Here is a 21573-nt window from a genome sequence, read left to right on the forward strand (position 1 = left end):
GGAACGATGATTGGGCGGAGAGTTAAGTTTCTTATTTCTGGGGCATGATGAATGAGGTCGCTGGGGGATCAATTAAAGGACATCGGCCTGATCGATTCGCAGAATCTCGCTCAGTCAGATGGTTCGAAGTCCGGCAAACAAAGACCCTCCCGCGACAGAGATACGACCTCAAAGCTGATCCTCGAATTGCCATTGTTAGGGCGAGTTACCCGAGTCGACGAGGGGCGAGGGTTTGGGTTTGTCGCCACTGATGGTGGGAGGGAGGACCTGTTCTTTCATCTCAAGGGCTATGCTGGCCGTCGTGCCGGGGCAGAAGTGCTTCCCCCGCCCAACACCCCTCTACTCTTGATCACAGGAAGCGACAGGCGCAGGCGAACTGGCAGGGAAGCGGTGCGCTGGTACCCCTTGGTCGAGGTCCCGGCTCTGGCCGACGACCCTACGATCGATCAGAGAACGTACGACGTCGTCCGTCGGGATCGCTTGAACTCGATGACTACGGATGCCTTGTGGCGCTTGCTGCGCGCGGATTGGTACTGTCGGCAATGGGCGAACGATGCGCCCGCTGATCTCGACGACCCCGAGCTGGAAGCCATATGGAAGGCACGCCTTCGCGAGATCGACGTCAATCAGTTGGCCGATGGCACGTTTTGGGACCGGCTTTCCCATTGCCAGTACGAATTTGCAGCCCGGCTTCATCCTAACCATCCGCGCCGCGCTTTTGACTTGGATCTGTTCGAACCTCGCCAACTAGCCGCATTGGGCGCACCCAATCCATCTTGGATGCAAAATGCGGACGACGCCCTCAAGGGGAGGCTCTTGGAATGGCGTCTCCTGCGAAAGGATGACAGCGACACCGAAGACGAATGGCGTCCGTGGTTTCAAGGTACCGAGAGTGTCGAACGGGAGTTGGCCGTCAAGCTTCTTGGTGAACGGTTTCAAACCGACCGTTTTGTCGATGATTGGCTCGCAAGGCTTGCCGGCAATGAACTGCTGTCGACCGCTGATCTGGTTCAATGGTCTGAACACAGTCCAGCCACTGCTTTGACATTGTTCGAGTATCTGCCGCAGGAAGCGAAAAGCGCCTACTTTGCAGCGTGGCGCGCAGAGCCCGAGACACTCATCGCAACAGAGCCCTATCGATCTCGTCTCGGCAGTATTTTGACCAGCGAAGCTCTCGCAATCGATCTGGAAACAGATGGCGAGAACATATGGGAAGTGGGTTGCGCGCGAGGGAGTCTGGCGCGCCGCCTCCACGATCGTGGATCCGAAGAGCATCTTGTCGCCGCGATGGCTGAGCTCGAGAATCAAATCCGTTCAGCACCACTGCTCGTAGGACATAACTTTCTGGCTTGGGACTGGCCGATCATTCAGCGGTTCATCACGCTCGAATCCTTACCGCTGATTTGGGACACTTTGCTCATACAGTTTCTGCTGACCCCCCAGGCGCATTCCCATGCCCTTGGTGGCGATCACCACGCTGATGGCGACGCTCAGGCAACCAGGGAACTGTTCAAGAAGCAGATCTCGAAATTCACTCCGGAATTCGCTCGATCGATTCTGGCTGGCGAGTTCGACGATGCAGGGCAAATCATTGAGGCTATGCCCGCAGCATTGGCCTTGGCTCTCCAATATGCGCGAGAAATGCCGGCGGACATTGCTGCGCATGCAGATCCGCACGATCTCTTGATCCTCCCGCGAGAGCAGCTGCGTACATTCGACTGGGTACCGCATGTGACGGTGGTTCCTGCTGATCCCGTCGAGGGGCTTCCTCCGGAACTGCGGCAGATTGATGTCGAGACACTCGAACTGAATGTTCAAGACGCCAAACTTCATCAACCAGCGGCCAAGGTCGTTGTTGCTGTGGCCCGCATGGCTGCGGATCTCAGCATCGCTATTAGGCGCAACATGATCCCCTTCTGGTTGCTGGAAGGGGATCCGGCTTTGGCCTCGGCGATTGATCGTGCTGCCGTAATTCCTCACGCCGAGGGTAGCTGGCGCGTGGCGCCAATGCCCTCCCGTCCGGAGTGGTGGCGCGATGCCGATCATGGAAGCTTTTGTCTGGCAACAGGCGGGCAGGATGTCCTAGTTTTTGGCCGCCAATATGGATCGCCGGGGGCCAACAGCCAGAACTTGCAGGATGGCCGGGCAGCGTCACTGATCCGTTTGAAAAGCCAAGAAGGCATGACCGACTGGGTAAGGGCTGATCGGGCCGCTCATATTCTTGAGCGTCGCGGTGGTCTACAAGGTTTCACCACCTGGAGGCTCCCCGATGAGTTGAAACGTCTTCCTGGCGCCGTTGGCTCAGGGGCTTCTGCAAGGATGAATCTGGCGACAAGGCGCCATCATGTCCTGCATCCGGGGGCAATGGATCAACTCGGTTACTGGACCGAAGTGCTGCGCACATTTCGTGAACTATCTCAGCGCGAAGGTCGCGCTACACCACTGCTCATCATTAGCAGTTCGGAAAGTCCTGAACTGGTCAAGATGCTTGAAGTGGCGCTCGCCGAGCTTGGCTTGGGTGAAGTGCGTCCGGATCACAGGAGCAAACGCGAGCACCTGCTACGTGCTTCTCGTCAAGGCTACGCCGTCGTGGACATCCTGGACAACTGGTCCAGTTGGCATGGCTTGGCCCAAAGTGCTGACATCGTCCTGCAACCGGTTGTTGAAGCTCTGCCATTAGAAGAATGGTTCGCCTGCTCTCAAGCCAATGGGGATCAATCCGGAGGCTCGCCGCTCCCAGATGATGAAGCCGGTGAGGTAGAAGATTCAGCCGAAGTCCGAAGTTACGGAACGGGTGCGATTCTCGAAGCGATGCCGTCATTAGTGGCGGAATATTTGGCCAGTTGGCTTGCCGGTCATGAGCCTTGTAATAGCACGTTGCCCGCAATCCTTATCGATCCGCGCTTATCGGGTGTCGGCCGTGAATTGAAAGCACATGTCGACGTAGTTCCCCTTCGCGGAACGAAGCTTTCTGAGGACGAGCTTCAACGGTTGGAGAACGTGCTATCGCCCTTCAAACTTGTTCGAGAGGTAGCGCCAACAGATTTCGCGTCGATGGAACGCTTCCTCGTTGAGAATTGGAATCCCAAAGGTGGTTCGTCCAGGGGCGTTGAAGGTTTCAAAGAATCGCAGCGATCGGCGATGGAAGCTATCTGTGCGCGAACCAGCAACGTGCTTGTCTCGCTCCCGACCGGCGAAGGGAAATCCGTTCTGTTCCAGGTGCCCGCGCTGAGCCGCGGCTTGAGAAACAGGCGTCTTACACTGGTCATCTCGCCGCTGAAGGCGCTTATGCGCGATCAGGTCGAAGGACTCCGTGACCTGGGCTTTGCAGAATCGGCGGATTTCCTGAGCGGTGATCGTCCGAAACACGAAATCGAAGAGGTCTTGCAAGGCGTCCTCGATCATCGGCTGGTTCTCTTGTACGTCGCACCCGAACGCCTGAGAAGCGCTGTCTTCCTTGACGTTCTCGACAACCGGATGCGCTCGGATGGTGGCCTGGATCATGTCGTCATCGATGAAGCGCATTGCGTAAATCAGTGGGGCTTCGAATTCAGACCCGATTACTTTTTTGCAACGGACCTCTTGCTGCGGAAGTGCCGCGAAATCCCAGGTGCTGAGCCTACCCCATTCCTCCTACTGTCCGCGACGATCACGGCGTCTGACAAGGAACGACTGGAAGCCACCGTCTCGGGTATGGACGACGATCATCGGCTGCCAATGCTGGTTCGGCCGGAAACTTTTGCTCATCCGATCAGGTCTCACATCTCGATCCTGCCGCGAAGGGTTCGTGGCAGAATTGGTCAGGACGATCTCGAGAGAGAAATGGCAGAACGTCTGCCGATCATCGAGAAGGCCATTTCCGACGCGAAACAGAACCGGCTGAATACCGGCCAGAGAAGTGCTGTCATTGTCTTCGTTCCCACCAGGCGCCTCGCGGAAGACCTTGCTAGGCGCTTGTCAGATGACAGCGGAACCGATGCCGAATTCTACCATGCTGGACTTGACGCCGCGACAAAGGAGGAAGTTTACGCTGATTTCCGCGATGGCGAACTCGATGTTCTCGTCGCCACCAAAGCTTTCGGCATGGGGATGGATATTCCCGATATTCATTGGGTCGTCCACTTGTCGCCGCCTGGATATCTGGAAGACTATCTTCAAGAAGTGGGCCGGATCGGTCGTGGCGAAGAAGAGCGCGAGCAGGCCAGGCTCACGAATCTCAGCGCTCTGCTTCCCTTCTCGAACGAGGATTTCGAACACATACGAGATCTTCGCGCGCGCAATACTCTCAGGGCTCAGGACATTGATGACGTATTCTCGGAGATCCGAGGCAATGCTCATAGCGTCGACGGACAGTTGCTTGCGATCGTTCCCGCAGAGGGCTATCAGCCGCTAGAAACTGAAACAGAGAGGCGAGCGGCAGCCACGAGGCTGCGGATGGCCATTTATTGGCTGGAACGTGCCGGGCGTCTCACCCTCTCCGGCTCGCTTGCGGACATCTTAACAATCGGAATCACTCCTCAGATCCTTGAGAGGATTTCACACGAGGAGGGGCCGCTTGGCCAACTGGCTCAGCTACTGCTCGACCTCGAGAACGCCGACGCCAATAATTTAAACATTGGTGATCAGGCGGAGAGCCGCGGAGGGAGGGCAAGTCAAACGGGCCTGCTCGGCCGGCTGCTCGAGGGCCTCGCCGATATGGTCGGACTGGTCTTCAACGATACTTCTGACCAAAGCAAAATCGAGCCGTTCGCCAGTCCTGCAAGCCGATCTCGAGCGCGATCGGCGACAGATCTGGATCAATCGGATCGAACGGCAGTCGTCAATCTTTCCCAGATCAGATTTCGCCTGCAATCGATGGATTCAAACGACGATGTCCTGGCTGGTCTGGTAGACCTCGAAAAGCGCGGCGGTATCTCGCTGAATCGGGAAATCGAATTCTCTCTCAGACGGTTGGCACGAGAGGAGCGTGACGACAACATTCAAACGCTTTTCCGCTTCGTCGATGACGCCGCAAAGCAGCTGTTGGGCAAGCTTGCCAAGAATGCCAGCATCGAATTTCATCCCTTCGAATTTGTGGAGATCGAACCTTTCATTCGGACTGTCGCGGTAGAAGGGGCCGCCCGACAAGGTGATCAAGAACGCGAGGCTGAGCCAAAAACGCTAGCGGAGACGGACGAAGAAGCCATTCGACGCCGACGCAGGTACGAACGCGCCTTCATCAATGGGTTTCGGACCTTGGTGCGGTCGTCTGGCGTCCGCCTTCGACAAATCGCGAACGCTGACGAAACAGTTTTTTGGGAGGCCAAGCTCGCTTCCTCAGAAGGCCGAAATGCCGACTTACGCCGCAGGGCCCTCATTCGCGGTGCTCAATCAGTCTTTGATGTCATCAAGAAGTCAGATGAGCGAATTGCCGTATCCAAGCTCATCGAAAGGGTTCGCGATGCGAGCTTTGGTAAGAAATTCCGCGAGCAGGATCTGAAGAAAACAGCTGGTCTTCTGGCGACGATGAACCTCGTCGGCATGAGCGTTGATATCGTCCAGTTTTCGCACATCGTCCTGCTTGGCGAGAGTACGGCTGAGGACGAGGAACTGTGGAACGAGCTCGCCGAGATCAATGATTTCTCCGAAGCGCGCAACCTCGCGATGGAGCTGTTTGCTAATGTGCGAACAGATGCCCAAGAAGCATTCATAACCGGCTATTTCTCAAAGTCTGACGCGAGCGGCTTGAAGGAGTTTCTTGAGACTCAGTTGGGCGAAATCGAGGAAATCGATGAAAATGAGGAAGGCTCGCAAAATACGGGCATTATCGCCCAGATGCAGGAGAAGTTGCGCGCCACCAAAGCAGTAGAGTTCTTCGAGAAGTTCAAGACATCCGAAGAGCCTGCGCAGTGGGAAGCCGTGCGCCATCCTTACAACCAGCATTTGTTGGTCAATGCAGGGCCGGGAGCCGGCAAGACTTTCGTGCTTGTGGGTCGTATCGTTCACCTCATACGCGAGCAGCACATTCACCCGTCACAGATTGTCGTGCTCGCATTCAATCGTGCAGTGGTCTTCGAAATCAAGCGCAGAATCCGCGATCTGTTCAGATCTCTGGGCTATGCCGCCTACGCATCAAGACTTCGCGTTTCGACCATTCATGCGTTCGCCATGGGGCACCTCGCCAGGGATGGCTGGCAGGGCGAAGATTCCATGATGGACGGGGCTCTTTCAGAGTTTGCCCGGCGCATGAATAACGATGCCGGGTTTCGTCGTGCAGTTGCCGGTGACGTTCGCTGCATTCTGGTGGATGAATTTCAGGATCTCACCGATGACGTATATGCCATCCTGCGTGCACTCCACCAGGGAAGCGATTCCCGTGCAGGTGTGATGGTGATCGGGGACGATGACCAGGATATTCTCCGGTGGCAGCGCCCGGCGGGGAATTTCTCCGAAACCTACTTCGACCGTTTCAAACAGGACTTTGGGGGCGAGAACCTCAAACAGCTCGTGCTGTCGGTAAACTTCCGTTCTGGAACCGAAATAGTTCAGAAGAGTCAGGCGATGATAGCCGCGTTCTTTGACCGATCTACTCGCTCTCACCGCCTGAAAAAATCCACTCTTGTCCCCCAGCAAGACGCACCTGTTCAATCAGAGTGCCATCGCCTTAACTGGCGCGGGAAATCGTTCGGTGACGCCGTCAATGAAGTACTTAAAATTTGGAATGAGATTGGCGGTCGCTCAGGCAAGTCAGTCGCTATCCTCTGTCGCTCCAACGCCGAAGTTGCTCAAGTCCATCGGCTGCTTGAGCCGCACATATCCGGAATAACAGTTCAAGGAACGGCGAACCTGCGCGTCGCCAATCTTCGTCACGTTGGTCTTTGGCTCGATTTTCTTCGAGCTGAAGTCACCAAGTCAGACCGTGCGCTTTCGGCGCAATTGGCTGACGAACTCGTCGACGAATTCATCCGCAACATGAAAATCCCCGAGGGCAACGCAGCCGGCAGAGACACGGTCAGCTTGGCAAGTCTTTGGGAGTTATGCAGCCAAGAACAGGCATTTCCGCACATATCATCACTCGTACGCTTCGTCGAAGAGTTGCGCAGCGATGATCTAAGCCGACTTATGGGAACGACCGCGACGGCTTCGACCATTGTCGTGTCGACCATTCACAAGGTAAAAGGCCTCGAGTTCGATAGCGTTGTCATCCTCCCATCAAACCTTCCATTCGGAAAGAGCCGCCATGGCAGGCATGCGGATCTGGAAGGGGACGCCGCAGAGGAAGCCCGCCTACTTTACGTTGCAATGACCAGGGCCAAACGCAATTTGTGGCAATTTGTCGGAGATCGGGAGCATAGCTGGGCGAGCAGTTCACCCGCTCCCTTCGATGGCCAGCAAACCGACGGATGTGTGCTCATCGGGTCTCCTGAGGATGTAGGACTGGGTTGGGCATTGCAACGAAGCGGCTTCAATCCTGAGCCGGATCAATGTCAGGATTATATCGAGCGCGAAGTCAAAGTGGGTGATCCCGTGCTTCTCGGCGGGCGAGGGCTAGGTGCGAACAAGGCGCTGCTACATCGAAGCGCTTCGGGCACAGTGCGTCAGATCGGATTTCTGGCGAAGAAGCATGGTGCCGGAAGCAATAATTCTGATCTGCGTGTTAGCTCAGTGATCAGATTTCACCCAAATGAGACAAACGATGGCGATCTGGGCGCGGACGTGGCCGAGCGAGGATGGGGGTACGTGGCACTGGTGTCGGGACGAATTCGATAGCTCGGTAATATCATCGTCGAGCCTTCCTTGGAACACTTATGCGGCCCTGAGGTTTCGTTTATCGATGTTTGCTGGCGTCGTTACCGCTGTTCAAGGGATATGAAAGTCCATCGCTCCGCGGTTGTGATCGCCGCGCGCCTCAATTTCCTCGCGCAGCCAGCGAAGCAGAACGGCGGGCTCGCGCTCTGACAGCAAGTGAGCACGATGCGCGACGACGGCAAAGTCACCCGGCGTTTGTCCTTCATGGACTGGCCACTCCGCCGGCCAGACTTGGCCAAAGTGTGCCTGAATGAGCTTGCGGGCCTGGTCCATCGTCATCCGCCTGAATGTGGCGCGCATGGTGAAGCGCCGCTGCGTCGCCGCATCCAGCTTGTCGGCGAGGTTCTCCATGGAAGATGGCCTCTCGCGATCGGCCACCTTGCGTAAGGCATCGACCGGCACTTCCTGCTCGATCAGTTCAATCAGGTCCTCGCCGCAACGCTTCAGCTGATGTGTGGTCAATGCGCGCAGCACTTTCGCCGCGGCGTTTGCGAAGTGCGCTGCTTCGCCCTTCGCGTGATGGCCGAATTCGGTTTGTGCAGTCAGACGACGTCTCATTTTCTTCGCGATCTCCCTGAGTGCGGTTCCATTCCTGGTCATAAACCACATTCTTGCGACAAAAATGGTCGCAAAATGTGTGGATCGAGGTCGAACTCACTTGCTCTTACCGATCAGGGAGTTAGCAATGGTCCGTGATGACCAAGCGCCTCAGTAATCTCGACCGCACATTGAAGCTTGTGCACGCGCTTACGCAGAGCATGGAAGGTCTGACTCTTGACGAAATGGCAGCGTTGCTTGAAGTCAACCGGCGAACGGTTGAACGCATGCGCAACGTCATTCTGCTTCATTTCGATCTCGAAGAAACGATCGACGGTCGAATCAAGCGATTTCGGATCAAAGACAGTCCGGGACGAGCCTATGCGAGGCCGAGTTCGTCCGAGGTTGCCGCGCTTCAGTCCGTGGTGGAAGCGGGGCGCCGCGAAGGCACCGCCAACACCGAAGCGCTCGAGAAATTGCTCTCCAAGATCAAGATTGCCTTTGACAGCGCCGAGAGGCGTCGGCTGGATAATGATCTTGACCTGCTCACCCGCCTGCAGCGCTCGCGTGTCGCAGCGGGGCCTGCCGTCATTGCCTCGCCCGAAGACCTGACCACGATCCAGTCTGCTATTCTCGCATCCCATTGTGTCGACTTCGATTATCAACCCGACTGGGCGGGCGAGCCCTCTTGGCGCAGGGTTGTTCCCTATGGCCTGATCCATGGACCGATCACCTACCTGGTAGGCAAGAGGCCTGACCGGGACGATCCGCCTTTTACCTTCCGCCTGGACCGGATGAGCAACGTTCGGGACAGCGGGCTTGTCGGCTGCCCTCCCGAGGATTGGGATCTCGATGCATGGATGGCCCGCAGCTTCGGCATCTGGCACGAGGCAGGTCACGAGATCGTTCTGAGAGTGCTGGCCCCGGCGGTCGATCGGGCGCGGGCTTGGCGCTTCCATCCGCATCAACAGTTTGAAGAAGTTGGCGACGAACTAATTGTTCGTTTCCAATCAGGCGGCTTATTCGAGCTCGCCAATCACTTGTTTGGATGGGCCGGCGAACTGGTGATTGAAGGCCCTGACGCACTCAAGGACATGATGGAAAAGCGCCTGGCTGACGCGCAGACAATGCTGCGACCAGATTTGTCGTAATTCTCTGGCAAGCGTGTGGAATGACGGCGTGGGGCGATTTCTGAGGGGGTAATTTTGAATGTTTGAGAACTGCCATCTTCGGATCGGCGAAGCGCCCTTTACGAGCTGCATGCCCCTCAGTGCGCAGCTTCTGGGGAGCCTCTATGCCTTGCCTCAGTTCACCGAGAAGCCGTTGCGCGAGGCTCTTGATCCCTTGGGTGACAGCGTCCCTTGGGCGGAAAGCTTCGCGGTAGCACCTGAGCAGACGACCGGTGCCGTTGGATCAATGCTCCGCCACATCATGATGGCTACGCGTGATCTCGAACCGTCGTCGGTTATGATTGATGCGCTACCGGGCGAGGGCAGGGCGCGCCTTCATTTGGATGCCCTGCGCAATCTGTGGATCGGAAGCAATGCCCTCGTTCCGTCCGATCTTGCGACGCTCAAGGCGTTCCTTGCTTGTGAGGCAAGCGACGCTCTTCAGCAGTTCCAGGTCGTCTGGGATCGCAACTGTGGTCACCTGACCCCGCTGGAGCGTGCGGTCCTCGAACACATCGAAAATCACCTTGGCAGGCTGAGCGAAGACGATGATGATGTTGTGCGTCTGATTTCCGACCGGAAACGGGCGCGCGCGCCCGCACCAACTCTGGCCGGCCATGTACAACGCCATCTTTTGGATCCCGATGTCCCGGTCATGCCGCTCGACGACAGCCTGGCCATACTTTCGGTCCGGGACTCCCTGACCGAGTGCGAGGCCGCGGCGGCCATCGTGCAGCGATGGCTGGCTGATGATGCAAGTCTCGCAGCCAGCGACATCGGCATCATCGTCCCGCAGGGTGCGGAATATGGCCATTATCTGGCAGAGACCTTCGCCCACGCTGGCTTGGTTGCCTCATCGCTTCCTGGGGTTGGTCAGCGGAGGAACATTGGCGGTGAGGCTCTTCTGCATTTCCTTCAATGCCGACGCCGACCAGCTCCCGCCATGGCGCTCGCATCGCTTTACTGTTCACCCGTCTTGTGCTGGCCCGAAGAAGTAGGAACGGCCTTGGCGGCAGCCGTTATGGGTGGCGACTTTCAGCCAAGAGAGGCTCGTGACTTTGCAGGCAGGCAGGCATCTCTCTTCGCCCTGATCCGCTCGGCATCGCCTTCGACCAACGGGCAACTCAAGGAACAGATTCGATCTTTCCAGAGGCTGCTCAGCGACAACGAGGCACTCGCTGAGGATGTCGCTGAAGCGAAGCAACAGGCATCGCGTCTGATCGCAGCGCTTGGTAATGCCAACGACGCCGCAGAAGCGGAGCTGGAGAAAGCCATCCAGATGGCAGCGGCCTACCAGGCTGCGCCACCCGCGAGAGGGGCTTACTTCCTCGGTGGCATCTCGGTGATGATGGCTCACGAAACACCCAAGCGGTCGTTTCGCAAGCTTCTCGTCCTGGGCTTCAATGACGGTGCCTATCCGTCACCGCCCGCAGGCAATCCGTTTTTCCTCGACAGCGAAGTTGCATCGATTGCCGATGTCACCGGTATACAGTTGCCATCGCAGGCGCAGCAACTCGCTGCCGCGCTCGAGCTCTTCACCCGCCAGATCGGTGCAGCGAGCGAGCAGGTTATCCTCATCCTGTCAGAGCGTGATCGCAGCGGTAGCTCGCTTTCGGTGTCGTCGAGCCTGCCGCTGATCTCGCGGCTTGTGGAAGGGATTGAGGACCCAGAGGATCTGATCGTGCCTTTGAGCCATAGCGAGGGGACGATCTGGGAAAGGCTGGTGGGATGGAAGCCCCGACCAGTGATCGAACCGGCGATGATGCCGGAGGTGCCGCCTCATTATGCCTTCGACTTCAATCTTCTGGGGCTGCGCCAGAAGGAAGACGGCAGTGCGCGAGCGCAGAGCCCGAGCCGGCTCGAAAAGCTTCTGGTCAGTCCCCTGGCATGGCTCCTCGCTGAGCTGGGCGCCGAACATGTTTCCTGGCAGCCCGAGGCGCTCGATGTCATGCTTCGCGGATCCCTGGCGCACGAGGTTTTCGAGCGCCTGTTTGTGCCGGGCAAGGCGCATCCGTCCAACGAGGAGATCGAAACCAAGGTCCCCGACATCCTGCTCGATCGCATTCGCGCACTGGCGCCGTTTCTCCAGACATCGGCATGGGCGGTTGAGCGCAACACGCTTGAGGCAGAAATCACCAAGTCCGCGAAGCATTGGTCGTTGGTCCTCAAATCTCTGGACGCCGAGATCGTGGGCAATGAGTTCTGGCTGTCGGGAGAGCTGTTCGGTCATCCCGTGCATGGCAAGGCCGATTGCCTGCTGCGGCTTCCCGATGGGCAGCCGGTTGTCGTGGATTACAAGAAGAGCAGTTCCGGCACGCGGCGCCAGCGCCTCCAGAAGGGATGGGATCTACAGGTCGATCTCTACCGGCGCATGAGCGTTCGGCTCGACGAGCGCAGCAACGAAGGCGTGGTCCGTATTGCCGAGGCGTTGAGCGGGTGGTCGGAGCTCCCGGCAGTCGCCTATCACACGCTCAACGACGGGAATGTCCTGCTCAATGGGATCGATGAATTCGATAGCGCTGAGGTCGAACTTGTTGCGGGCGATATTGCCGAGCATGCGCTGGCGCTCATTTCGGCGCGGTTCGATGCTCTGAAGGCAGGCCGCCTCGATACCAACACTACAGCCGACGAGAAGTTCTTCCAGCGCTCCGCCGCGCTCGGCACCTATGCGCTGGAAGACAGTCCGTTGATCACCGCTTTCATGCGCGATGACATCAACCCCTCGGTGGCGCTTACGGACAATGAAGATGACTGAGCTTTCGATCGTTCCAGCCGGTGCAGGGGCTGGCAAGACCCATCACATCCAGGAAACCCTCACTCAGTGGGTACGCGACGGCAAAGTTCGGCCAGAGCGGATCCTGGCCGTCACTTTCACGGAGGCCGCGGCTGGGGAACTTCGTCAAAGGATACGTGGAGCACTGATTGCTGACGGCAATCTGCAAGCGGCTTTGGCCGTTGAACGAGCCTATGTTTCTACGATTCATGGCCTTGGACGCCGACTGCTGATTGAACATGCATTTGCGGCAGGCTCTTCGCCGCAGCAACGTCTCATCGCCGAGGACGAGCAGGACCTGCTCATCCACCGTTCGATCGAGGAAAACCAGGCGCTAAGCGAGCTTTCCCGTAACCTCGGGGCCTATGGCTACCGGGGTAGCTTCACCTCCGACGACACGGCGGAAGACAGCTTCCGCAAGTCCTTGCTCGGCGTGATCGCGCTCCTGCGAACGCTTGGGCCGCGGGGAAGCGACCCGGCTATGGCCGACTTTGTCGAGGCGTCGATCAGGCAAGGATATCGCCAGTCGGTCGGGGTGCCAGAGACATTGGCGGCTAGCTTGAAAAAGGCCGTCGAAGCACTGCTTTTCGCCTTTCCGAGATCGCTGGCGGACGACGCCGGGAGTGCTGCAGCCAAGACGGCGTTTCGCGATAACTTCCGCACCTTGAAGCAAGCCGAACAATTGCTTTCGAGCGGAGGGAAGGACTGGAGACTTTGGCAACGGCTGCGTGATCTTCGCCAGTCCAAGCGTGGCAGTCCGACGGCCGATGGTTACGATGACCTGGCCGCCGCAGTCATGGGGGTTGCCGACACACTGGTCTATCATCCGGGTCCGCTCGAAGATGCTGTTTCTCATGCGCGCGCGCTCGTGGAAGGCGCGCAATCCGCCATGACCGACTACGAGACCCGCAAGCGGGAACTCGGCGTCATCGACTTCAGCGACATGGTCACCAACGCCGCGCGGATTCTCGATGAGAAGCCCGGCGTGCTTGCCGCGATCATGGATGAGGTGGACTGTGTCATTGTCGACGAGTTCCAGGACACCAACCCGATCCAGTTCACGTTCCTGTGGGCCCTGGCGCGGCAAGCGAAGCGCTCGCTCGTCGTCGGCGATACCAAGCAGGCCATCATGGGCTTTCAAGGCGCCGACCCACGGCTGACCGTCGCGCTCACGAAGCAGTTCGAAACCAGCCCGCTCAACCGGAACTGGCGTTCCGATCCGCGGATCATGGATTTCGTCAACGCGCTGGGCCCTTGTCTTTTTGGCGATGACTACACTTCGCTCACCGCGCAGAACCCCACCGGACATGACACCGCGCTTGAAGTCATAGAGCTGGCTAACAAGCGCGGCGCGCGCTCGGGCGGGAAGCCCCAGCATTTCGTCGCGGATCGCCTTTTCTCCCTGCTGTCCGACGATCATGTGACTATCATCGACAGGCATACGAAGATTTTGCGGCCGTTGGAGCCCAGAGACATCGCGGTCCTGTGCCCCACCCATAGCCATTGCGCGAGCTATGCCAGCGCACTGCGGTCCCTCGGCCTGCCGGTTCGCGTGGCTGAAGGTGGCTGGTGGCAGAGCAAGATCGTCCAGGCCGCGTGCTTTGCCCTGCGGTTCGCCGTCGACCCTGCGGACAGCCATGCCGCGATTTGTACGGCGACGCTTGGTCCTGGGGCGACAGCGCTTCCGGACGCGATCAGGGCGCTTGCCGAGCAAGGCCGCATCGACACGCCTGAATTGACTGCGCTGCAGAGACTTTGGCCAGACTCGCTTGCGACACCGGTTGATCGTCTGGTTCACCAAGTCATCGAAGTCGCGGGGCTTCGCGACTGGTGCGACAGGCTCGATGACCCGGCCCAGATGAGGGCAGACCTGCTCCGGTTCGAAGCGGAAGCCGCAGCATTCATGGATGCTCACCGCGACATGCGCGAGGCGTCCGGCTTTTATGGACAGAGCGCCAACGTCTTTCTCGGCTGGCTTGAGAACAAGGTCGGTCTCAAAGGCGAAGATTTGCGGCCGAACCCTTCAGGCAGTGAAGCCGACGGCGTCGAGATCGTCACCTGGCACGCATCCAAGGGACGTGAATGGCCAATCGTCGTTGTCTGCGGGCTCGACCACAAGCTCGACCCCCGTGCCGGGACCTTCAGCACGAAGTTTCCGGGGTTCGACGATCTCGATCATGTGATCGAGGAAGCAACGCTCGCCTATGCTCCGGAATTCGCCGCCCCTGAAGCGACCGATCGCTTTCTTCATGAACTCCATCCGGAGTCCGAAGAAACAGCGAGGCGGTTGCTTTACGTGGCCCTGACCCGTGCGCGGGATCGCCTGATAATCGAATGGCCGCAGGACGATGAGAAGGTTGATCCGCCTCTGCCGATCACTGCCCGCCGCCTTCTGAATGACGCCTGCGGCATCAGATTTCAGGGTAACCAGATCAGCGTCGGCGCCGAAGAATTTCCTGCGCGCATGACGATCTGCAGCAAGGAGTTGCCGGCTTCGTTCGAGGCTGAGAACAAGGTTCATCTCGACGCGTCCGACCGCGAGCTGCGATTTGCCCTGGAGCGGCGCCCGATCGACGCCATGACATCTGTGGTAAGCCCCTCGCAGGCAACTGAAACGTCACGGCCGCTTCCTTCTCAGATCGAGACGCGTGCGATCGCACCAGGTGTCATGCTTGCCGGACCCGACCTCGTGCAGGCGACCGATAGGGGCACGGCGATCCACGAAGCGCTGCGCATTCTCCTCTGCCGTCCTGATTTACCCCATAAGGTTCACGAGCATTGCCGCATTCTCGATGCCGAAGTGGAATTTCTCGCGCAGCAGGCAGAGGCTCTGCGTCAGGCTCTCGCCGACCTTGGCTATACGCAACTGCATGTCGAGCAACCGATCGACATTCCTCTTTCAGATGGTGGGAGCCAGAGCATCATCCTGGATCTCATCGCTGAAGGTCCCAGCGGCTTCATGATCGTGGATCACAAGAGCGGGGCGGTCTCAAATCATGCGCTGCGCTTTGAACGCTACTGGCCGCAACTGGCAGCCTACGTTGATGCAGTTGGGGCAATGGGTGGCAAGTCCGTTGATGGCGTCGCCGTATTCTGGACAGAGACCGGCGAACTAACGCTGGGCAGAGGGATCTGAGGGGCACTGGCACTTGGCGCTAAGAATGAGTTCAGCAATTGGCTGGGTCGATTTTGACGAGACAGAACGCGATCGTGCGCAGCGGTTGATGGACCTGTTCCGTGAGCAGGATAGCCGCGACGAGCTTGGGCTTGGCGCGATCAGGGATTCTATAGCCGATCATCTTTTTCCCGGAACGAGCACCATTCACACGCGGCTGCGGTACATGCTGTTCATTCCGTGGATATTCGACTCCCTGCCGTCTCATCTCAGTCCGCGAGACATTGCAGTCAAAGCACGTCAGAAGGAAATCGAACTTGGCCAGGCGCTGATGTCTGGCGCGCCTGGCGCCGTTGGCATCATTGGTAAGGACGCTGGCGAGAAGCTCAAGCGCCTGCCGAGTAGCATATATTGGTCGGGACTGGAAAGCTGGGGCATCCGGCAATTTCCTGGTTCGATTGAGTCCTATTTTGCCGCCTTGCCGCACTGGCCCAAGGATACTGGCAAGGATCACGTCGAAGACGACATGAGCGGGGCACAGCGGCATCGACATCTGTGGCACGACCGCATGCCTCAGCCACCGAAGGGATGGCCTGACACCGTCGATTTCGATCTGGAACCGGACGAGGCGAGTTTTCTTGTCGATCGCCTTGTCGATCGCCATCCCCACAGCCTCTTGACCTATTTGGCAAGTCGGAGCGATCGGGCAAAGGCAGATGCAATATGGCTGCATCCGCATATTGCGGATTTTCCTGCCCAGGCACGAGTGCTGGTTGAACATGCCAGGATATTCTCGGGCGTCATGCATGGCGCCGCGCTGCTCTACAATCTGCTGTTGAGTGAGCTGCGGGAAAACGAGGACTGGATTGAGCGCTACCAGACCGCACTCACCGAATGGAGCGACGAACTCGATACCAAGGAATTGGCATCTTGGTCGCTGGAAGATTTCTGGCACGAGACACGCCATACCGGCCATTCGGTTCTCGATCCGGCCAAGCGGTTTGTCACCGAATGGGTGGCCTTGGTGCGGAAGGAGGGAGGATTAGGCCGCAATCGTGACGCAGCAAACGCGCTCGTCATGACGCGTGAGAGGAGACTCAAGAAGGGGCAATCCCGGTTTGCAAACAAGAGTGCGCGGGACCGTTGGCAAGGAGCATCCGGAACTGGAAGGCTTCAGTTTCGCTGGTCAATCGCACAGAGCCATCTGAAGGATCTCAAGCGTTGAACAGGGCGACGCTCGATCCCGAAAACCGGCTTCTCTACGGCGATAGCCTTCAGGCTCCCCCCGGGTATCGCTTCGATGCCGGCGTGGCGACGACATTCTCACTCGATTTTGAGACGGCGCTAGCCGTACCGGTCAGCCTGGCATTGTTTGCCGCCGACAATAGAGAGGAAATTTTGCAGCATCCTATTGCTCTGCTCGAGGGAGCAGAACGGATTTCGGGGCGCTTGGCCGTCTTCGCCGAGGCAGGTCAAATCCATGCGGGGCTTGCCCAACAATCTCGACTTTGCTCGTTGCTCGAGAAGGTTATCGTCGAAGTCCAAGCGCCAGGAGAGGGTAGCTTCCATCCGAAAATCTGGGCGCTGCGGTTCAAGCCATTGGACGAAGAGGGCGATGATCTTCTTAGGGTACTCGTATTGTCGCGCAATCTCACGCGTGACAGATCATGGGACATAGCCGTGCGTCTCGACGGACGCCGCACTCGCCAGCCTAAGGCCCAGAACCGTCCGTTGTACGCGTTGCTCTCCGCGCTCCCAGATCTCGCGGTCAGCCCGGTCCCGGATGAGCAGCGGGCGCTCACTTCGGAACTCGCCGAAGACATGCGCTACGCCGAGTGGTCATTGCCCGATGCCTGTGAAAAATTTGAGTTCGCAGTCAACGGGCTGGGAGGACGGCCTTGGCAGCCGCCGGAATGCACGCGCATCGGTGTGGTCTCGCCATTTTGCGACGATGACGCGTTATCGATGTTGGCTGGAAAGGCGCGCCGCTCCGCCGAAATCTTGATAAGCAGGCCCGATCAGCTTGCCTGCATAGCTGCCGAAACACTCGACGATTTCGCACATGTCGCGGTTCTGGATGAAATGGCCGAGCGTGAGGATGGTGAGGAAGCTATTTCGGGAGCTTTGGAAGGGCTCCACGCCAAGATAATTGTCGCTGAGCACAGCTGGGATACCCGTCTGACCTTAGGCTCCGGCAATGCGACTAAACCCGCGTTCATCTCAGGGCGAAACGTCGAGTTCTTCATCACATTCACGGGTAAAACGTCAAAGCTGGGGTCAATCGAGACCATTCTTGGCGAGAACGGGTTCGGGCGTCTCACTCGTGCTTACGTTCCAGGAGAATTGGCTGCTGCTGACGCTTCCGAGCGTGCTGCTGAAAGGGTGCTCCTTGATGCCCGGCGGGCACTTGCCCGCGGAGGCCTCAGCATCCGTTGTGAAGCAGACGCGACCGAGGGCTCAGGCAATTGGCGCATGTGGCTGGTTCCACCTGCTGGAGGCATTGCACTTGCAGACATCAACCGCGTGCGGGTTTGGCCGATAACCCGAGGGGAAGGGCACGCCAGGGATGCTCAGGCATCACTGGAAGCCGGTGCGGCTTTGGACTTGGGTGTGGTTCCGCTCGCCGATGTCACACGCTTTCTGGCGATTGAAATGAAGGAACAGGCAACCGGTCAAAGCATCCTCTTTAGCACTGGCTTGCCGATTGAGGGCCTACCGGCCGAGCGCGACGCAGCGATCATGCGATCGGTGATCAATGATCGCAAAACATTCCTGCGCTATTTGAGGCTCTTGCTCACCGCACTCGGTGATCCGTTTGCGGCGGCTTTGGCGGCCGACGGAAGCGGCAGTGGGGCAGGGTGGGCCATGGCCGTGGCCGACGATGAGCCGTTGCTCGAGGAACTCGTCCGGGCCCTTTGCGCCAAGGATGGGCGCCTGAATGCAGTTGATCGTCTGATGACCAGGCTAAGAGAGGCAAATACGGAAGGCGCAGACCCAATACCCGAAGAGTTTCGGGTTCTCTGGCAGACATTCCGCGCCGTACTGGAGGAGTCCGGCAATGGAGAATGAGCCGTTCGACGCGGGCGCCGCACTCGCTCAACTCAAGCGCTTTCAGCGTCGCACGGTAGAGTATGTGTTCGACCGTTTGCATGGCGCTGATCCCGTGCGTCAGTTCCTGGTCGCAGACGAAGTGGGTCTGGGCAAAACCATGGTTGCCCGCGGGGTGATCGCCAAGACCATCGAAGCGTTGTGGAATCGATCAAAGCGGATCGACATTCTTTACATCTGCTCCAATCAGGCCATCGCCGCGCAAAATCTCAATCGTCTCAATGTATTGGGAAAGCGTGCGATGGCCTTGCCCACTCGCATGACTTTGGTGCCATTGCAGCTTCGCGGCGAACAAGATCTGTCTGCGAACAAGGTCAATTTCATCAGCCTCACGCCTGGAACCACGTTCAATCTTCGATCCACCACCGGGGTCGTTGAAGAACGGGCGCTCTTGCATCGCCTGCTTGAAGCCATGGGTTTTTCGTTCACGCCGCTCAGAAACGCGCTGCAGGTGGACGCCGGGAATGGACGCTGGGATGCGTGCGTCGGTAGCATGTCACTTGAGGGTATTGATCCGACGATAGTTTCGAACTTCCACGACGCAGTCCGTCAAGATGCATCGCTGTTGTCGGCAATCGACGAAATGACCTCGCTGTTCCCGCGCCGCCAGCCAACATACCCTGACGAGAAGCGTTGGAAACGAAACGAGGTAATCGGGGCGCTACGGAGCAAGCTATCGCACGCTTGCGTCAGTGCGCTTAAGCCAGATCTTATCATCCTCGACGAATTCCAACGTTTTCGGGAATTGCTGCGCGGTGAGGGGGAGCCGGCCGAGCTCGCAAGGGCCCTGTTTGACTATTCTGACGATACAGCCAGCGCACGTACCCTTCTACTCTCCGCAACTCCCTACAAGATGCTCACGCTCTCGGGCGATGAGCCCGATGACGGCGATCATTACGAGGACTTCCTCGAAACAATCGAGTTCCTGTACGGCCGCGATAGGGGGGCGACCATCAAGGTCGAACTCGACCGCGAAATGCGCCGCTTTCGTAAGCTACTCCAGCAACTGCCGACGAGCGCTACCGACGCCAAGCGCGCGCGCAACAAGGTTCAGCGTACACTGAAGCGCGTTATGGCGCGCACCGAGCGCGTTGGCAGTACTGCTGAACGAGATTCGATGCTGGCGGAGCCATCGATCAACGTGCCGCTCGCACCTGCCGATCTCCATCAGGCCGAAGCGTTTGCCCGCGTAGCGCGAGCCGTCGATGCGCGCGAAATCATCGAGTATTGGAAGTCCGCACCTTACCTCCTGAATTTTATGCGTGATTACACGCTTAAGCATCGCCTGAAGGATAAAGCCGCAAGTTCGAACCCGGCCCTGATATCCGCGTTGAGCGATGCGCAGGCGCTGGCCATCAGTCGCGAACAGGTCGAAGCTTATCAGCCGATTGATCCCGCTAATGGGCGCCTTCGAGCATTGATGGCTGATTTGTTTGACTCCGGGCTGCATCAGCACCTCTGGCTTCACCCAGCGGTCACATATTATGGCCCGGCATCTGAGGGCACACCGGCTACGAAAGCGCTTGTCTTTTCTGCATGGCAGATGGTGCCCGACGCGCTTGCCGCACTGCTTTCCTACGAAGCCGAACGGCGGATGGGGGCAGCGTCGGTAGTTCGATCCTACTCGGAAGCCACGCGCCGCCGTCCGCTTCAGTTCAAGCTGGTCGATGGTCGCCCGGCTGCGATGCGCGCGCTACACCTGATCTATCCGTCACCAACACTGGCCAGAATCTGTGATCCGCTAAGCGTCTTTTCTGGCGCTCCGGAACAATTGTCGGTTGCAGAAATGCGCGCAGCGATAGCGGATCGTATTCGTACTGCACTGGGGCACCTGTTCGCCAAGGAAAATGGCGAAGAAGCAGCTGGCAGGGATGCAGAATGGTCCACACCGGCAACGATCGACGTATTGTTGAGGACCAAGTCTTCCGGGTGGCTGCAGTATCTCGGTTACAGATGGACGATCCAGGAGGAAGGCTTTCGAGAGCACATCGCCGAGTTGCGAAGGACTGCAACCGAGGCATCCCTTGGGGAGCTCGACAACGACACGCTGGATCTGCTGGTCGATGTAGCCTTGGGAAGTCCGGCTGTCTGTGCATTGCGCGCGCTCCATCGCATTGCGCCAGGACTGGCTTGGGATGACCCGCATTTGATGGACGCCGCGGCATCAATCGCTTGGGGTTTTCGGGCGCTCTTCAATCAGCACGACGCCGTTGCTCTCCTACGACAAGAGCGCGATGACCATTACTGGCGCAGCGCATTGACGCATGGTGTCGAGCACAACCTCCAGTCAGTGCTCGACGAGTACGCCCATTATCTCGTCGAAGGCGAGGGTTTGGCCGGGAGCTCCGAGCGTGAACGTGTCGCCGGCGTGGCCGCAGCCATGACCCACGCGTTGTCAGTCCGCCCCTCCCAGATTGATGTCGATGATGTGGGAGTTGAGGACGGCAAGGTCGTCTTTCATCCGTCCATCAGGATGCGCGGTCGCTTCGCTATGCGATTGGCTGAATACAAGGATGATGAAGGCGGAACCGTGCGGCTCGGAAGCGTGCGAGATGCGTTCAATTCGCCTTTCAGACCGTTCGTGCTGGCCACGACATCGATTGGTCAGGAAGGCTTGGATTTTCATCCCTATTGCTATCGAGTCTACCATTGGAATCTCCCGGGGAACCCGGTCGATCTTGAGCAAAGGGAAGGGCGTGTTCACCGGTTCAAAGGACATGCGGTCCGGCATAATGTTGCCCGGGCACACGCCGATGCAATCCGCACTTCTACAAAGCCACCTGCGGACCCATGGGAGGCGATGTTCAACGCGGCCAAGCGCGCTACCACGAGCAAATCCGAACTTGTTCCGTACTGGGTTTTTGATGGTCCGGTAAAGGTCGAGCGCCGCGTACCAATGCTACCCATGAGTCGGGAAAACACGCGGTTACGTTGGCTCAAACGCAGCCTGACACTCTACCGGCTGGCATTTGGGCAGCCGCGGCAAGACGACCTGCTGGCCTATCTTGACCGTCTCGTTGACGAGGGCGTCGACGTGGCTGCTCTAGAAGAATTGCAGATCAAGCTCGAGCCGTGATTGGTTC

Annotated in this window: 8 protein-coding genes; 7 read left to right on the forward strand and 1 reads right to left on the reverse strand. The window is 58.3% G+C overall.

The window, feature by feature from the left end:
• The first annotated feature begins 51 nt into the window (after positions 1-51).
• Positions 52-7749: a UvrD-helicase domain-containing protein gene (locus FAX90_RS00515; protein ID WP_144094544.1), complete on the forward strand. Its 7698-nt coding sequence runs from the start codon at positions 52-54 to the stop codon at positions 7747-7749.
• A 90-nt stretch (positions 7750-7839) separates the two neighbouring features.
• Here the strand turns inward: FAX90_RS00515 and FAX90_RS00520 are convergent, their stop codons facing one another.
• Entirely contained in the window at positions 7840-8388 is a 549-nt protein-coding gene (locus FAX90_RS00520; RefSeq protein ID WP_205700596.1) for a hypothetical protein, read from the reverse strand.
• A gap of 95 nt (positions 8389-8483) precedes the next feature.
• On the opposite strand from FAX90_RS00520, the gene FAX90_RS00525 reads away from it, so the two are divergent.
• From FAX90_RS00525 to FAX90_RS00550, 6 genes are read left to right on the forward strand one after another with little or no spacing between them, the layout of a single operon-like run.
• Complete coding sequence (locus FAX90_RS00525; RefSeq protein WP_144094548.1) at positions 8484-9476, forward strand: helix-turn-helix transcriptional regulator; 993 nt, start codon at positions 8484-8486, stop codon at positions 9474-9476.
• Positions 9477-9534: 58 nt separating this feature from the next.
• Positions 9535-12249: a PD-(D/E)XK nuclease family protein gene (locus FAX90_RS00530; protein WP_144094550.1), complete on the forward strand. Its 2715-nt coding sequence runs from the start codon at positions 9535-9537 to the stop codon at positions 12247-12249.
• Positions 12242-15403: a UvrD-helicase domain-containing protein gene (locus tag FAX90_RS00535; RefSeq protein ID WP_170234803.1), complete on the forward strand. Its 3162-nt coding sequence runs from the start codon at positions 12242-12244 to the stop codon at positions 15401-15403. The genes FAX90_RS00530 and FAX90_RS00535 overlap by 8 nt, the downstream gene beginning before the upstream one ends.
• Before the next feature lie 25 nt (positions 15404-15428).
• Positions 15429-16607 (forward strand): DUF6361 family protein, encoded by a 1179-nt coding sequence (locus FAX90_RS00540; protein ID WP_144094554.1) that lies wholly within the window; start codon positions 15429-15431, stop codon positions 16605-16607.
• A complete protein-coding gene (locus FAX90_RS00545; RefSeq protein ID WP_144094556.1) occupies positions 16604-18451 on the forward strand; it encodes a phospholipase D family protein in 1848 nt (615 codons plus the stop codon). Before FAX90_RS00540 ends, FAX90_RS00545 begins: the two co-directional genes overlap by 4 nt.
• Complete coding sequence (locus FAX90_RS00550) at positions 18441-21566, forward strand: helicase-related protein (RefSeq protein WP_144094558.1); 3126 nt, start codon at positions 18441-18443, stop codon at positions 21564-21566. The genes FAX90_RS00545 and FAX90_RS00550 overlap by 11 nt, the downstream gene beginning before the upstream one ends.
• The last annotated feature ends 7 nt before the right edge of the window (positions 21567-21573 follow it).

It is taken from the genome of Croceicoccus sediminis (assembly GCF_007570835.1).
GTDB classification, from domain to species: domain Bacteria; phylum Pseudomonadota; class Alphaproteobacteria; order Sphingomonadales; family Sphingomonadaceae; genus Croceicoccus; species Croceicoccus sediminis.